This is a genomic window from Caballeronia sp. BCC1704, assembly GCF_902833455.1.
In the GTDB taxonomy this organism is placed as follows: Bacteria; Pseudomonadota; Gammaproteobacteria; order Burkholderiales; family Burkholderiaceae; genus Caballeronia.
Genome location: NZ_CADFFT010000003.1, coordinates 704,470 through 720,643, shown reverse-complemented (window position 1 = coordinate 720,643; position 16,174 = coordinate 704,470). Strand labels below are relative to the sequence as shown.

General features: G+C 65.8%; 13 protein-coding genes. 9 read left to right on the top strand and 4 right to left on the bottom strand.

Translation table 11 applies throughout. The features are described from left to right. Positions 1-18 precede the first annotated feature (18 nt). From HWX53_RS18780 to HWX53_RS18770, 3 genes are read left to right on the top strand one after another with little or no spacing between them, the layout of a single operon-like run. Entirely contained in the window at positions 19-1,323 is a 1,305-nt protein-coding gene (locus HWX53_RS18780) for an MFS transporter (protein ID WP_175943590.1), read from the top strand. Between the two features lie 24 nt (positions 1,324-1,347). Continuing rightward, on the top strand, positions 1,348-2,583 hold the full coding sequence (locus HWX53_RS18775; RefSeq protein WP_175943588.1) for an alpha-hydroxy acid oxidase: 1,236 nt from the start codon (positions 1,348-1,350) through the stop codon (positions 2,581-2,583). 26 nt (positions 2,584-2,609) lie between these two features. Next, complete coding sequence (locus tag HWX53_RS18770; RefSeq protein WP_175943586.1) at positions 2,610-3,536, top strand: NAD(P)-dependent oxidoreductase; 927 nt, start codon at positions 2,610-2,612, stop codon at positions 3,534-3,536. 15 nt (positions 3,537-3,551) lie between these two features. On the opposite strand, the gene HWX53_RS18765 is transcribed toward HWX53_RS18770, so the two are convergent. The 4 genes from HWX53_RS18765 to HWX53_RS18750 all read right to left on the bottom strand — a co-directional run bounded on the left by HWX53_RS18765 (position 3,552) and on the right by HWX53_RS18750 (position 7,807). After that, positions 3,552-4,487 carry a sensor domain-containing diguanylate cyclase gene (locus tag HWX53_RS18765; RefSeq protein WP_175943584.1) on the bottom strand — a complete coding sequence of 312 codons (936 nt, stop codon included), beginning with the start codon at positions 4,485-4,487 and terminating at the stop codon, positions 3,552-3,554. Positions 4,488-4,646: 159 nt separating this feature from the next. Further along, the gene (locus HWX53_RS18760; RefSeq protein ID WP_175943582.1) at positions 4,647-5,027 is read right to left on the bottom strand and encodes a hypothetical protein; all 381 of its coding nucleotides are present in this window, start codon (positions 5,025-5,027) and stop codon (positions 4,647-4,649) included. A 403-nt stretch (positions 5,028-5,430) separates the two neighbouring features. Continuing rightward, positions 5,431-6,870, bottom strand: coding sequence for an aldehyde dehydrogenase family protein (locus tag HWX53_RS18755; protein ID WP_175943580.1), 1,440 nt, complete (start codon positions 6,868-6,870; stop codon positions 5,431-5,433). Positions 6,871-6,883: 13 nt separating this feature from the next. After that, a complete protein-coding gene (locus HWX53_RS18750; RefSeq protein WP_175943578.1) occupies positions 6,884-7,807 on the bottom strand; it encodes a LysR family transcriptional regulator in 924 nt (307 codons plus the stop codon). A 291-nt stretch (positions 7,808-8,098) separates the two neighbouring features. Between HWX53_RS18750 and HWX53_RS18745 the strand changes: the two genes are divergently transcribed. The 6 genes from HWX53_RS18745 to HWX53_RS18720 are packed head-to-tail and all read left to right on the top strand — an operon-like array spanning position 8,099 to position 16,172. Continuing rightward, entirely contained in the window at positions 8,099-9,592 is a 1,494-nt protein-coding gene (locus HWX53_RS18745; protein ID WP_175943576.1) for a UbiD family decarboxylase, read from the top strand. After that, positions 9,585-10,199: a UbiX family flavin prenyltransferase gene (locus tag HWX53_RS18740; RefSeq protein WP_175943574.1), complete on the top strand. Its 615-nt coding sequence runs from the start codon at positions 9,585-9,587 to the stop codon at positions 10,197-10,199. Before HWX53_RS18745 ends, HWX53_RS18740 begins: the two co-directional genes overlap by 8 nt. Positions 10,200-10,203: 4 nt before the next feature. Then, the gene (locus HWX53_RS18735) at positions 10,204-13,236 is read left to right on the top strand and encodes a molybdopterin cofactor-binding domain-containing protein (RefSeq protein WP_175943572.1); all 3,033 of its coding nucleotides are present in this window, start codon (positions 10,204-10,206) and stop codon (positions 13,234-13,236) included. Continuing rightward, positions 13,233-14,054, top strand: coding sequence for an FAD binding domain-containing protein (locus HWX53_RS18730; protein WP_175943569.1), 822 nt, complete (start codon positions 13,233-13,235; stop codon positions 14,052-14,054). The genes HWX53_RS18735 and HWX53_RS18730 overlap by 4 nt, the downstream gene beginning before the upstream one ends. Positions 14,055-14,074: 20 nt before the next feature. Next, entirely contained in the window at positions 14,075-14,587 is a 513-nt protein-coding gene (locus HWX53_RS18725; RefSeq protein ID WP_244140200.1) for a (2Fe-2S)-binding protein, read from the top strand. Next, a complete protein-coding gene (locus HWX53_RS18720; protein ID WP_175943565.1) occupies positions 14,580-16,172 on the top strand; it encodes an AMP-binding protein in 1,593 nt (530 codons plus the stop codon). Before HWX53_RS18725 ends, HWX53_RS18720 begins: the two co-directional genes overlap by 8 nt. Positions 16,173-16,174: the final 2 nt, after the last annotated feature.

Here is a 16,174-nt window from a genome sequence, read left to right as displayed (position 1 = left end):
CTGGTTAGGAGACGGACAATGGATGTGTCGAGCAGTAGTCGTGTGCAAGCCGTGAAGATGACGAATGTGCGGTGGAAGATTTTCCTTCTGCTGCTGATGCTCGTGTCCATCAACTATATCGACCGGGCGGCGCTTTCGGTGGCGATGCCCGCCATCTCGCAGGAGTTCAGCCTGACGCCGGAACGGCAGGGAATCATTCTGAGCTCCTTTTTCTGGACGTATCTGTTCATGCAGGTTCCGTCGGGCATGCTGGCGGACCGCCTGAAGCCGCGCGCATTGATCGCCGCCGCGACCGTCGGCTGGGGCTTCTTTCAGGCGCTCGGCGCGCTCAGTACCGGCTGGTTCCTGTTGTTGCTGACGCGCCTCGGCCTCGGCGTGACGGAAGCGCCGATCTATCCGGGCGGCGGCAAGCTGAATGCGCTGTGGCTCACGCAGAACGAAAAGACGCGCGGCGCGGCGCTGCTGGATGGCGGCAGCGCGCTCGGCTCGGGCGTTGGCGCAATCGTCGTGGCAACGCTGATGACGGTGCTCGGCTCGTGGCGCGCGGCCTTCGTGGTCGCGGGCGTCGGCACGATCCTGTGCGGCGTGTGGGCGTGGTGGTACATCCGCAATACGCCGCGCGAGCATCCGTCGATCAGCGAGGAAGAGGCCGCGTACATCGAGCGCGCGCACGCCGAGGAAGACGCGAACGAGCCGAAGGTCGCGGCGGGCGGTTCGCTGTTGCGCTTCTTCGCGTACCGGTCCGTGTGGGGCATGTGCCTGAGCCATACCTGCACCAACCTGATTTTCTTCGGGCTGATGACGTGGCTGCCGACGTACCTCTTCAAGGTCCACGGCTTCGATCTGAAGTCGCTGGGCGGCGCGACGTTCCTGATCTTCTTCTGCGGCTTCGTGGGCGAAGTGCTCGGCGGTCAGCTCGCCGACAAGTGGAAGGCGTCGGGCGCGGGCGCGAACCTCGTGTATCGCTCGATGATGATCATCGGCGCGGCGGCCGTCGCGTTGTCGATGCTCGGCGTTGCGTTTGTGAAGACACCGTTCCTCGTCGTGACGCTGCTGTGCGTCGCGCTCTTCTTCCTGCGCTGGAACGGCGGCTGCAACTGGGCGACGCCTGCGATGCTCGCGACGCGCGCGCGCACCGGCACGCTCAACGGCATCATGAACTTCGTCGGCAATATTGCGGGCATCTTCGTGCCGATCTTCATCGGCTATATCGTGCAGACGACGGGTTCGTATTTCCTCGCGTTGATGTTCTTCGTGGCGGTGGCCGTGTTTCAGGTGGTGTCGGTACTCAACATCAACTATCAACGCAAGCTGCCGGTATAAGCAGAGCACAGCAGGAGAGCAGTCGTGCAACGTCGTCTTTATACGGGTAACGATCCGCGCCGCGCGCACAGCATCGAGGAGCTTCGCGGCATGGCGCAGCGGCGCGTGCCCAACTTCTGTTTCGAGTATGTGGAAGGCGGCGCGGAAGAGGAAGCCACGCTGCTGCGCAATCGCTCGGTGTTCGCGGATATCGCTTTCAGGCCGCGTTCGCTGGTGGATGTATCGAAGCGGGACATCGGCATCGACCTCTTCGGCCGGCGCAGCGCCGCGCCGTTCATGATCGGGCCGACGGGTTTCAGCGGTCTGCTCTCGCGCGAAGGCGATATCGCGCTTGCGAGCGCGGCGGCTGCCGCAGGCATTCCGTTCATTCTCAGCAATGCCTCGACGGTGCCGCTCGAACGCGTGGTGGCGAGCGCTGGCGGGCGCGTGTGGATGCAGGTCTACATGTATCGCACGCGGGACTTCGTCGCGAAGCTCGCCGAACGCGCGAAGCAAGCGCAAGTCGAGGCGCTCGTCGTGACCACCGACAGCGCGATCTATGGCAAGCGTGAATGGGACTTGCGCAACTACGCGCGTCCGCTGAAGCTCGATCTGCGCAATACGCTCGACGTGCTCGCGCATCCGCGCTGGATGATGGATGTGCTCTGGCCCGGCGGCATGCCGAAGTTCGCGAATCTCGGGGACCTGCTGCCGCCCGGACAAGACAGTGTGCGCGGCGCGGCATCGGCGCTCGCGAAGGAACTCGATCCTTCGCTGTCGTGGAACGATATCCGCTGGCTGCGTGATCGCTGGCCGGGACGCCTCATCATCAAGGGGCTCATTCATCCGGAAGACGCGGCGCGCGCCGTGTCCGTGGGCGCGGACGGCATCGTGCTATCGAATCACGGCGGGCGGCAACTCGACGGATCGGTGGCGGCGCTGGAAGTGCTGCCCGAAGTCGTCGCCGAAGTGAACGGGCGTCTTGCCGTGATGCTCGATGGCGGCTTCCGGCGCGGCTCCGACATCGTGAAAGCGATGGCGCTCGGCGCGGATGCGGTACTCCTCGGTCGCGCGACGACGTGGGGTCTCGCGGCGGGCGGTCGCGCGGGCGTGGACCGCGCCATCGACATATTGAAGACGGAAGTGGATCGCGTTATCGGTCTACTGGGTTGCAATAGCATGGCCGAACTGGACACGCGCTATCTGCAATGGACCCGGCGCAACGCCGAGCCGATGCAAACACGCAAGCCGCGACCGATGCAGGAAGCTGTCACCCTCTGAGCGTAACGTCAATGGACACGAACAACATGAGCCTGAACGAAACGGCATCTGCCGCGCGCATCGAACGCGTCGGCATGATCGGACTGGGACTGATGGGCAGCGCCATCGCCTCGCAGGTGATGAAAAAGGGATTCAAGCTCTCGGTGGTCGGGCACCGCAGCCGTCAGGCGCTCGAAGAACTGGTCGCGCAAGGCGCGAAGAAACTCGGCAGCGCCGCAGAACTTGCGCGCAACGTCGATGTGGTGATCGTATGCGTCACGGGCACACCGCATGTGCGCGATGCCGTGTTTCGCGAAGACGGCCTGCTCGCGGGCGCGCACGACGGTTTGATCGTGATCGACAGCACGACGGCCGATGCCGACTTCGCCGCCGAAGCGGCCAGCGCATTCGCCGAGAAGGGCGCCGCGTTCCTCGATGCGCCCGTGAACCGCACGCCGAAGGAAGCGCGCGAAGGCCGGCTCAACGTGCTGGTAGGCGGCGATGCAGCGGTGCTGGATCGCGTGCGGCCGCTCATGGCTGCGTACGGGGAGACGGTGCATCATCTGGGCGCGCACGGATCGGGCTATCGCGCGAAGCTCATCCACAACTTCATTGCGCAGGCGAACGGGGCGATTCTCGCTGAAGCGTTCGGCACGGCCGCGAAAGCCCAGTTGAACCTGCATGAATTCGCGGCGGTGTGCCGTCTGAGCGGCGCGCACAGCAAGACGTTCGACCGTCTTATTCCGTATCTGCTCGAAGGCGACGACAGCGGACAACAGTTCGCAATCCGAAATGCCGCGAAAGACATGCGCTCGTATAGCCAGCTTGCGGCTTCGTATTCATCGACTGCGATTCTGGCCGAAGCCGTGCGTCAGATCTACGTGCTCGGCATCAACCTCGGCCACGGCGACGAATACGTGCCGCATATGTTCGATGTCGTTGCCGAGTTGAACGGCAAGAAACAAAACGGCTGACAGGTTGCGGCGGGCTTACTCGCCGAAGCCGCTTTCGGCGAGCAGGTCCGCCACGCTGTGATGGAGCGCCGGATCGAACTGCGTCTGCCGCACGTTGAAGCCGATCGCGTAGCCGCGATGCACGCGCGCTTCCCGTTGACGCAGCGCGTGGCGCAGCCGTTCGATCAGATCGTCGGTGTCCTCGGCGCTCGTGTCGGTGAGCAGCACGGCGAACTCGTCGCCGCTCAGTCGCGCGATCACGTCGCTCTCGGCAAGCACATCGCGCAGCACGTCGGAGAACGTCTGCAACGCGCGGTCTCCTTCGACGTGCCCGTACGTATCGTTGATGTCGCGAAACCCGTCCAGGTCGATCAAAAGCAGCGTCGCGTCGCGCGAAAGCCGCTCGCAGACATTGAGCGAATGCTGCGCGAGCATCTCGAAGCCGCGCCGGTTGGACAGCAGCGTGAGTTCGTCAATGGTCGCGAGTTGCAGCGCGGCCATTTCCTGTTCCGCCATGCGGCCGAGGTCGCGCAAGAGCCGCCGATCTTCCTCGCCGAATGCGCGCGGCTGCTGGTCGATGAGACACAGCGTGCCGAGCTTCGCGCCGTTCGGCAAACTCAGCGGATACCCCGCATAAAAGCGGATGAACGGCGGGCCGACGACGAGCGGATTGTCATCGAAGCGCGCGTCGGCGCGGGCATCGGGCACGATCAACACGTCGCTGCCGCCGATGGCATGTGCGCAGAACGAAACATCGCGCGATGTTTGACGCGTCTTGAGGCCGGTGCATGACTTGAACCACTGGCGATTTTCGTCGACGAGACTCACCAGCGCGATGGGCACGTCGAACAGGCGTTTAGCGAGCCGCGTCAGGCGGTCGAAGCGCTCTTCCGGCGCGGTATCGAGGATATTCAGTGCGCGGAGCGCGGCAATGCGCTCGCTTTCGTTCGCAGGCTTAATAGGGACAAGCATTGGTGTCGGCAACGGCTTGCGGATGCCCGAGCGGGCGGGAGAACTTCAGACTATTCTACCCGCTGATGGCTCGCTATTGAGACCCCGATGAAGCGAACATGCCCTACGCCAGCGCGGCGCGAACCGCGCTGGTCTCATGCATGGAAGCGAATGCGCGTCTTACCATCCGCCGCGTGATCCGCCGCCGCCCGGCGAAGGGGTGTTCTGCGGACTCGTCACGCCTGAGGACATGTTGCGCGTCGCGCCCGGCGGCTGCATGCCGCCCCTGCCCGGCGCAGCGTTCATGGTGCCGTCATTCGCGCCGCCGATGCCGCCGCCGCGCGTCATGCCGGCGCCGTCGCTCGGCCCCGACGTGTTCGCGCCGGTCGCGCCGGACAGTCCGTTGACGCCGTTCGTTCCCGTGCCCGCGCCGCTCGTTCCGCCCACGGCGCCGCCCGCCGCGCCGCCGATCATGCCACCGCCCGCGCCGGCCGCGCTGGCCACATTTGCGCCGCCTGACAGCGCGATCAGGAGCGCAGTCACTGCAAGTCTCGATTTCATTTCGGATCTCCCACTGGATGCATACAGAAGCATTGCGCGCAAGCGTCGTGCCGCGATCAGAAAAGCGATTTCAAGCGATCGGAGTTCGACGCGGCTGCGTACTGTTGTGGTACCCAGTCATGTCGGGAAAGCCGTGGAGGCGGTCCCACCTTCCGGTGGATCGCATCCTCCTGCCGGGTGCCGAATGTTTCCACCACCTGATGATCGTTCTTCCGAGAATGGTCGGTACGGCTGAACCGCGGAATGGCCGGCGAGACTTGAGCTCCCATTCCGGCCATTTCACGTACAGACGGATCGAAAGGCGGCCCTGGCGATGAATCGCCTGTGGGCGTCTTTGATTTGCTGAGCTTCACTGTCATGACCAAGGCCCAGGCGCGCGAACGCCGATCGCTTCCTTAGCGTGTCAGCGCAACGGAGCGATGCCTTCCGCGACACCCGCCGGCATGCAGATATGCTTGATCTCGGTGAAGTCGGCGAGCGCGTCGTAGCCATGCAGACGCCCGAGGCCGCTTTGCCGGTAGCCGCCGGTTTCCGCTTCCGCGAAGAGCTTGTTGTGGTCGTTGATCCAGACCGTGCCGTTACGCAGCGCACGCGCCATGCGAAAGGCGCGCGGGCCGTCTTGCGTCCACACGCTCGCTGACAGGCCGAAGACCGTGTCATTGGCCTTCGCGAGCGCTTCCTGCTCGCTCTCGAACACTTCAAGCGTGACGAACGGCCCGAAGATTTCGTCCTGGCAGAAGAACGCCTTCGGGTCGGCATGCTCGACGAGCGTCGGCGAAAGAAACGCGTGGCCGGAGCGTGCGCCGCGCAAGAGCACGCGATCCGCCACGTCGCATGCGCGTTCGATGGTGCGGTCCACCGAATCGCGCGTGGGCGCATCGATGAGCGCGCCGATATCCGTCGCCGGATCGATGCCGGGTCCCACTTTCAGCGCGGCGATCGCGCCCGCGAGATGCTCGCGCATCTCGGCCGCGCGCGACGCATGCACCAGCACGCGACGCGCGGCCGTGCATTGCTGACCGGAGATGATGGTCGCGGCGCGCGCGAGACGCGGCGCGATGGCGACGATGTCGGCATCGTCGAACACGAGGCAGCACGACTTGCCGCCGAGTTCGAGCGAGAGCTTCTTCATGCTGTCCGCCGCTGCGGCCATGATCTTCTTGCCGGTCGCGGTCGATCCCGTGAAGCTCACCACGTCCACGCCGTGCGAATCCGCGAGCCGCTGACTTGCAGCGTGCGCTTGTTCGTTCACCAGGTTGACAGCGCCCTTCGGCAACGCGGTGTGCTCGAAGCAGCGCAGCATCGCGGCCGTGACGAGCGACGTCTGCGAGGCCGGCTTCACGACCGCCGTGCAGCCTGCCGCGAGCGCGGGCGCGAGCGAGCGCACGAGCAGCACGGCCGGCGCGTTCCAGGGCACGATGATCGCCGCGACGCCGGCGGCTTCGCGCAACATCGTCGAGAGGGTGCCCGGTTCCGGTTCGAGCACGTGCCCCGCGATATGCCGCGCGAGCCCCGCGTAATAGCGCACCTCCGATATGGCGCCCGCGATTTCGCCGCGCGATTGCGCGATCGCCTTGCCATTCTCGCGCGTGAGCAGCGTCGCCAGCGAATCGCGCTGCTGTTCGAGCGCCGCGGCCCACGCGAGCAGCACGTCCTGACGCAAGCGCGCGTCCTGCGCCCACGTCGTGCGGTCGAACACATGGCGCGCCGCGGCAATGGCGGCGTCCGCTTCGTGCGCGCCGCCGTCGGCGTATTGGCCGATGGCTTCGCCCGTCGCGGGGTCGATGCTGTCGAGCGTCGGCGTGCCGGTCCATTCGCCGCCGATCCAGTGCAATGCGTTCATCGTGTTCGTTCCTTCATTGGGGTAATGTATCGGACACCGAAGTATTCGATGCTTGGTGCAGTTCGTCGCCGATGATCGCGATCAGCGCCTCCGCTGCCGCGCTCAACGGCCGGCGCGGATGACTCACGCACACGATATGGCGCACGATGCGCGGCGCGAGAATCGGGCACGCGCGCAAGGTGCCGTGCCGCGCGGCGCGTTCGACCACGATGCGCGGAAGAATCGTCGCAAAGCGCGTGTGCTCGACGAGCTTGAGAATAGTGGAGAGCACGTCGATTTCGAAGCGCGGCGCGAGCAGCACGTCTTCATGTTGCGCGGCGCTGTCGAGCACGCCGCGCAGACCGTGGCGCTTGGTCGGCAAGACGAGTTCGAGCTCCGGCAACTGCGCCAGTTCGATCGCGTGCGGCAGGTCCGGGCCATGCGCGGCGCTGGTTGCGAGCACCATTTCTTCGTCGAGCAGCGGGCGCGAATCGAGTGACAGGCGCGCGCGCGGCTTGTTGATGATCGCCGCATCAAGCTGGCCGCCCGCCACCCAGTCGATGAACGTCGCGCTGTAGCCATCGGCGACGGTCACTTCGACATCCGGATAACGCGCATGAAAACGCGAGAGCGAGTCGGCGAGCACGCTCTCCGTGACCGACGCGATCAGCCCGATGCCCACGTGCCCGGTCACGACTTCATCGCGCTGCACGAGCTGCTGCCGCGCGTGCGCGAGGTCGCGCATGATCGGCAGAAAGAGGCGATACATGAGCCGTCCCGCCGCGGTCGGCGCCATGCCGTGCGCGCCCCGTTCGAAGAGTTGCTGATGCAGTTCGTCTTCGAGCTTGGCGATCTGCATGCTCAACGCGGGCTGCACGATGTTGAGCCGCTTGGCCGCGCGCGTGACCGAGCCGTCTTCGAAGAGCGCGATGAAGTACTGGATTTGCTTGAGGTCCATTCGATCCCATCCTCATCAGCAACGCTAATAGGCCTGCGTCGAGTTATCACTATGCGTCAAACGCGGCCTGAGTGCATCACGAGAAGCCGCGCCCCGCTGGACGGCGCGTGAAAGGCATCTATTGATACGTAACCGTAAGAACGCTGTCATCGGGGCTAACACCGATATAAGACCCGATGATCCGGCGCATCAGAAAACAGTATTAGAACTTATGGAGTGATCTCGCTACGCTTCAACCATGCGCTTGCTGCGGCATTTCTAGTCAAAGGCAGGCAACGGATGGAGACACCAATGAACTCACGCGATGCCGCAACGAACGGCATTTCCACATTTGCATGGGCCCGCCAGGGCGCCGATGCGGGCTCGCTCTCGCTGCGCGACTGGCTCGCGCATCTCGCGAAGACCAGCCGCGTCGCGACCATCGACAAGCCCGTCGCGCTCGAACATGAACTTGCGGCCATCGCCAAGCGACTCGACGGCACGCAGGCCGCCTTCTTCGCGCGTCCGGGCGGACATTCAGTGCCGGTCGTGAGCGGCTTCATGGCGAAGCGCGCATGGATCGCCGAAGCGATGGGCGTCGAAGAAGCCGGCCTGCTCGCGCGATTTTCCGCTGCGGCCGCCGCGCCGCTCGCGTCGAAAGTGGTCGAGCGTGACGACGCGCCGTGCCAGCAAGTGGTGCATACGAATGGCATCGACTTGCACGCGCTCTTGCCGATTCCCACGCACAGCGAACACGACAACGGCCCGTACATCACGGCGGGTCTCGTGATCGCGCGCAATCCGCGCACGGGCGTGCAGAACGTCTCCATCAACCGCATTCAAGTGCACGGCCGCGACCGCATGGCGATTCTGCTGCTGCCGCGCCATCTGTACGCATTTCAGCGCGCCGCCGAAGAAGCGGGCGATGCGCTCGACGTGGCCGTCGCCATCGGCGTCGATCCGCTGACGATGCTCGCGTCGCAAGCCATCACGCCTATCGATCACGACGAGCTCGAAATCGCGGGCGCGCTGCACGGTGCGCCGCTGCCGGTCGTGTCGTGCGTGACGAACGGCGTGCATGTGCCGGCGTTCGCGGAGATCATCATCGAAGGGCGCATTCTGCCGAACGTGCGCGAGCCGGAAGGCCCGTTCGGCGAGTTCCCGAAGTACTACAGCGCGAAGGAATCGCGCGAAGTCATCGAAGTGACGGCTGTCACGCATCGGCGCGACCCGATCTTTCATACGATCGTGCCGGCCGAGATGGAGCATTTGCTGCTCGGCGCCATTCCGCGCGAAGCCACGCTGCTCGCGCATCTTCAGCGCAGCCATCCTTCGGTTAAGGACGTGCATCTTTCCGTGGGCGGCGTGTGCCGTTATCACCTGTGGGTGCAGTTCGACAAGAAGCGCGAAGGCGAGGCGAAGAACGTGATTCTGTGCGCGTTCGGCGCGCACTACGACATCAAGCAGGTCGTCGTCGTGGATACCGATGTCGACGTGCATAATCCCGCCGAAATCGAATGGGCGATCGCCACGCGCTTTCAGGCCGACCGCGATCTCGTCGTGGTGGCGGGCGCGCAAGGCTCGCCGCTCGATCCCTCGACGACGGTCGGCCTGCCTGAAGACGCGCCCGCGCATCTGCAAGGCGTGAGCGCGAAGATGGGCCTCGACGCCACGCGTCCCGTCGTCTATCCGGCGCACGTCTTCACGCGCGTGCGGATTCCGGGGCAAGACACGGTCGATCTCGATGCGCTCGTCGCGAATGACAACAGCGCGCTCGACGCCTACCTCACGCGCGATCATGGCTGAGCGAAAGAAGCGCATCGTCGTCGGCATTTCGGGCGCGAGCGGCGCGGTGATCGGCGTGCGCCTCATCGCCGCGCTGCGCCGGCTCGGCACGCACGAGACGCATCTGATCGTCTCGGCATCGGGCGCGGTCACGGCGGCGCAGGAACTCGGCCTCACGCGCGCCGACCTCGATTCGCTCGCTGACGTCGTGCACAACGTGCGCGATATCGGCGCGGCGGTGGCGAGCGGTTCGTTTCTGAGCGACGGCATGGTGATTGCGCCGTGTTCGATGAAGACGCTCGCCGCAGTTGCGAACGGCTTCGCCGACAACCTGCTGACGCGCGCCGCCGACGTCATGCTCAAAGAGCGCCGCCGCCTCGTGCTGGTCGCGCGCGAGACGCCGCTCAACCTCGCGCATCTGCGCAACATGACGCTCGCGACCGAAATGGGCGCCATCGTGATGCCGCCCGTGCCCGCGTTCTACGCGCATCCGAAGACCATCGACGATGTGGTCGATCACACGGTCGGGCGCATTCTGGATTTGTTCGGCATCGAGCACGGCGAGATCGCGCGCCGCTGGAGCGGTCTCGCCGATGCATTCGGCAGCCGCGCCGAGAGCAAGGAGTGAGGCCATGAATCAGCGCGACACAGGATTCGCGGATATCAACGCACGCGTCGCTGACAACGCTGCCGCCGCGCCCGAGCGCCACGTCGGCCGTCCGATGCCGCGTGTCGAAGACCCCGCGATTCTGACAGGCCGTGGCCGCTACGGCGACGACCTCGCCGTGAAGCCGGGCACGCTGCAAGCCGCGATTCTGCGCTCGCCGCACGCGCACGCGGATATCGTGTCCATCGATACCGAAGCCGCGTCGAAGCTGCATGGCGTGCGCGCCATTCTCACGCGCGACGACTTGCGTCCGTGGTCGCGTCCGTTCGTGGTCGGCGTGAAGTCGCCGATGGAACAGTGGGCGCTCGCGATGGACCGCGTGCGCTACGTCGGGGAGCCCGTTGCGGTCGTGATGGCGGAATCGCGCGCCGTTGCCGAAGATGCGATGGATCTCATCAAGGTCGAATACGCACTGCGCGATCCGGTCACGTCCATCGAACAAGCAGTGCAGGAAGATTCGCCGGTGCTGCACGAGCGCGTCGGCACCAACGTGATCAGCGACCGCCATTTCAGCTATGGCGATCCGCAAGCCGCTTTCGAGCGCGCGCCGCATCGCGTGAAGTTCGTCGCGCACTATCCGCGCAATACGTGCGCGCCGATCGAATGCGGTGTGGTCATCGCCGAACATCTGTCGGGCGACGAAGGCTACGACGTCACCTCGAATTTCATGGGGCCGTTCTCGCTGCACGCCGTGATGGCGATGGCGCTCAACGTTCCCGCTAACCGTCTGCGCCACAAGGCCCCGCGCGATTCAGGCGGCAGCTTCGGCGTGAAGCAGGCGGTGTTTCCGTATGTCGTGCTGATGTGCCTCGCCTCGCGCAAGGCCGGCGCGCCGGTGAAATGGGTCGAAGACCGGCTCGAACATCTGAGCGCGGCGACCTCCGCGACCGCGCGCCTGTCCACCATCGAAGCCGCTGTGGAAAGCGACGGCCGCATTCTCGCGTTGTCCTACGATCAGCTCGAAGACGTCGGCGGCTACGTGCGTGCGCCCGAGCCCGCGACCTTCTACCGGATGCACGGTTGTCTGACGGGCGCGTATGCGATCCCGAACCTTGCTGTGCGCAACCGCGTGGTGCTGACCAACAAGACGCCGACCGGTCTTGTGCGCGGCTTCGGCGGACCGCAGGTGTATTTCGCGCTGGAGAGGCTGATTCAGCGCATCGCCATCGAACTGAAGCTCGATGTGCTCGACGTGTACCGCCGCAACTTCGTTCCCGCGGATGCGTTTCCGTATCGTGCGGCGGCGGGCGCCTTGCTCGATTCGGGCAACTATCAGGAGGCGCTGCGGCTTTCGAACGTGCAGGGCGGCTACGAAGAACTCGTCGCGCGGCGCGATGCGGCGCGCAAGGAAGGGCGTCTCTACGGCATCGGCTTTGCCGCGATCGTCGAGCCGTCCGTATCGAACATGGGCTATATCACGACCGTCATGCCGCCCGACGCGCGGAAGAAGGCCGGCCCGAAGAACGGCGCGATAGCCAGCGCGACCGTGAGCGTGGACTTGCTCGGCGGCGTGGTCGTCACGATTGCATCGACGCCCGCGGGCCAGGGCCACATGACGGTGTGCGCGCAAGTCGTCGCGGATGTGCTCGGGCTGGACCCGAAGGACATCGTCGTGAACGTGGAATTCGACACGCACAAGGACGCGTGGTCCGTCGCGGCGGGCAATTATTCGAGCCGCTTCGCAGGCGCGGTCGCTGGCACGGTGCATCTCGCCGCGACGCGCGTGCGCGACAAGCTCTCGCGCATTCTCGCGAAGCAATTCGGCTGCGCAGTGGACGACGTGCGCTTCGAGCGTGCGCGCATCTTCCCGAAAGATGCCGAAGATCGCGGGCTGCCGTTCGCGCGCGCGGCGAGCAACGCGCCGCACTGGGCGCCCGCGCTTCTGCCCGAAGGCGAAGAGCCGGGTTTGCGCGAGACGGTGTTCTGGTCGCCGCCGCACATGGACGCGCCCGACGAAGAGGACCGCATCAACACGTCGGCGGCGTATGGCTTCGCGTTCGACATGTGCGCCGTCGAAGTGGACCGCGCGACGGGACGCGTGCGCATCGACCGCTACGTGACCGCGCACGACGCCGGCACGCTGCTGAATCCCGCGCTCGCGGACGGCCAGATCCGCGGCGCGTTCGCGCAAGGACTCGGCGCGGCGCTGATGGAAGAGTTCCGCTACGGCGCGGACGGCAGCTTCCAGTCGGGCACGCTCGCCGACTATCTGATGCCGACGACCTGCGAAGTGCCCGATCCGGTGATCGTGCATCTGGAAACGCCGTCGCCATTCACGCCGCTTGGCGCGAAAGGGCTCGGCGAAGGCAACAACATGAGCACGCCGCCGTGCATCGCGAATGCAGTGGCGGATGCGCTCGGCGTCGACGACATTCGCCTGCCGCTCACGCCGCAAAAGGTGATGGCGCTGATCGGCATCGACGATCCGGAACCGTCGCGCCCCGAATACCGCGAAGCAGCCGCGACGAAGCCCGCGACGCCGGGCGGCGGCAAGGCATTGACGGCGCAAGGCACGGTCGATTTGCCCGCGACGCCCGAAGCGGTGTTCGCCGTGCTGCTCGATCCGAAGGCGCTCGCCAACGTCATCCCCGGCTGTCACGCGCTGGAGGAGACCGCGCCGAATCAGTATCGCGCGGACGTGACCGTGGGCGTCGGCATGATCAAGGCGCGTTTCGAAGCGCGTATCGGCTTGTCGGAGATCGACGCGCCGCGCCGCCTGCGTCTCGCGGGCGCGGGCATCTCGCCGCTCGGCAGCGCGCGCGGCAACGGTCTCGTCGAACTCACGCCGCACGGCAGCGGCACGCGCCTCACATACGACTATGAAGCGCAGGTTTCGGGCAAGGTCGCCGCGGTCGGCGGACGCATGCTGGAAGGCGCGGCCAAGGTGGTGCTCAGGCAATTGTTCGAATCGCTCGGCCGTCAGGCGGCGGGCAAGCCGGTGACGCAGCGCGAATCATGGATCGCGCGGCTGCTCGGCCGTTTCAGGAGGCATGCATGAAACCCGCGCCGTTCGACTATCTGCGCGCGATGACGACGCAACACGCGCTCGACGCGCTCGCGCAACGCGGCGAGGACGCCCGCGTGCTGGCGGGCGGGCAATCGCTGATGGCGGTGCTCAACATGCGGCTCGCGCAGCCGCGCGTGCTCGTCGATATCTCGCGCACCGCCGAGCTGGACGCCGTGCGTGTCGACGACAAAACGGGGCATCTCGTCGTGAGCGCGGCGGCGACGCAAGGCAGCGTCGAGTGGCGCCGCTCGTTGCGCGACGAAGTGCCGTTGCTCGCGATGGCGTTTCCAAACATCTCGCATTTTCAGATCCGCAATCGCGGGACGGTGTGCGGTTCGATCGCGCATGCCGACCCGAGCGCGGAACTGCCGCTCGTGCTGGCCGCGCTAGGCGGCGACGTCATGCTGCGCTCGAAGAAGAAGCGCCGCACGCTCGCCGCGCAGGACTTCTTTCAGGGAATGCTGATGACGGCGCGCGAGCCGGACGAACTGGTGGAAGCCGTGCGCTTTCCGCTGAGGAAGCCCGGCGAGCGTCACGCGTTCGCCGAGTTCTCGGCGCGGCACGGCGATTTCGCGGTGGTCGCGTGCGCGGCGGTCGTGACGGACGACGCGATCCGCATCGCGGTCGGCGGCGTCGCGGACCGGCCGGTTGCCGAGACGTGGCCGCGTCTGACAGGCGACGACCTGCGCGGCGCATTGAACGACCTGAGCTGGAAACTGAACGCGCAGGACGACGCGCACATCAGCGCGAAGTATCGCCGGAATCTGGTCCGGCAATTGGGATGGCGCGTGATCGAGGAGGCGAAGTGAGCAACACGGTGGACAACATCATGCGGCACGGCGAGCAGCAGCGCATCACGCTGACGCTCAACGGCCGCGAACGCAGCGGCTATTGCGAGCCGCGCGAACTGCTGTCGGATTTCATCCGGCACGAACTCGGCGCGACGGGCACGCATGTCGGCTGCGAGCACGGCGTCTGCGGCGCGTGCACGGTGCATGTCGATGGCATCGCCGCGCGGTCGTGCCTGATGCTCGCGGTGCAAGCGGACGGACGGCGTATCGATACCGTCGAAGGTCTCGCGCCGGAGCAGACGCTCGGCGATTTGCAGCAGGCGTTTCAGCGTCATCACGCGCTGCAGTGCGGCTTTTGCACGGCGGGCATTCTGATGTCGTGCGCGGATTATCTGCAACGCGTGCGGGACCCGACAGAAGAACAAGTGCGCGAGATGCTCTCGGGCCACATCTGCCGCTGCACGGGCTATACGCCCATCGTCGCGGCCGTGCTCCATGTCGCCGCGCGCCGTCAGGGGAAGGCAAAAGATAAGGAGACCGAACATGCTTGATCTCGGCCGCACTTTCCTGCAAAGCGTCGAGCGCAGCCCGAACGCGCTCGCGCTCGTCGACGGCGATCTGCAACTGACCTACGCGGCGTGGCATCGCGTGATCCTGAATGTCGCTGATGGCCTGCGCGCGCTCGGCGTGCGACGCGGCGACCGGCTGCTCGTCGTGCTGCAGAACCGCTGGGAAATGGCGACGCTGCATTGGGCGGGGCAGTTCGCGGGCATCGTGATCGTGCCGCTCAACTGGCGCGCGAAGCCGGAGGAAGTCGAATACTGCGTGACGGATGCGGGCGTGAAGGCGATCGTCTACGAACCCGTTTCTGCCGATGCCGTGATGCAGAGCGCGTCGGCGCAAAATCTGCCGCGCATCGGGCTCGATGACGTATCCGGCGGCACGCTGACGTTCGACGCGCTGACCGCCGAGCGCACGCCGGAATGCGCGGGCGACTGCACAGCCGAGCGCATCGACGACAGCACGCAAGCCACCGCCGACGACATCTCGCTGATCCTGTACACGTCCGGCACCACCGGCAAGCCGAAGGGCGTGCCGCGCCGTCACCGCCACGAACGCGCGGGCGCGCTCGCGCATGTCGCGCAGAACCTGTACCGGCGCGGCGAACGCACGCTCGGCGTGATGCCGCTCTATCACACGATGGGCGTGCGCTCGCTGCTCGCAATGGCGCTCGTCGATGGCGTGTTCGTCTGCGTGCGGCGCTGGAACGCGAAGCTCGCGCTCGAATCCATCGCGCAGCACCGGCTGACGTGTCTTTATCTCGTGCCGACGCTCTATCACGACCTGCTCGCCGACAGCGGTTTCGCGAGCACAGATACGTCTTCGGTCAGAAAGCTCGGCTTCGCGGGCGCGCCGATGAACGACGGCCTGCTCAAGCGCCTCTCGGCCGCGTTCGAGCCGGAGCTGTTCGTCAATCACTACGGCTCGTCCGAGGTCTACACGTTCAGCATCGATCAGGACGCGACCAGGAAGCCGGGCAGCGCGGGGCGCGCGGGCATCAACACGCGGCTGCGCGTCGTGAAGCTCGATGCCGTGTCGCCCGACCAGACGGCGGGCGTCGGCGAGGAAGGCCAGATCATCGCCGACCTGCTCGGCGACGAAGCGTTCGAAGGCTACTGGAATCGCCCGGACGCGAACGCGAAGTCCTTGCGCGACGGCTGGTACTTCACCGGCGACACCGGCTATTTTGACGCCGACGGCGATCTCTACGTGACCGGCCGCGTGGACGACATGATCATCAGCGGCGGCGAGAACATTTCGCCGGTCGATATCGAGTCGGTGCTGTCGCTGCATCCGGCCGTCGATGAAGTCGCGGTCGCGGGCGTGAAGGACGAGCGCTGGGGCCAGCGCGTGGTCGCGTTCATCAAGCGCCGCGAATATGTCGATGCCGAAGGCCTCGACGCCTGGTGCCGCCAGTCCGACCTCGTCAACTTCAAGCGCCCGCGCGACTACGTGTTCGTCGATGACATTCCGAAGTCGCCGGTCGGCAAGATCCTGCGCCGCAAGCTCTCGGCGGGCGAGTACGTGCCCGATGCTACGCCGGCCGCACAACATACAGAAACCACGAAGGAGTAGTT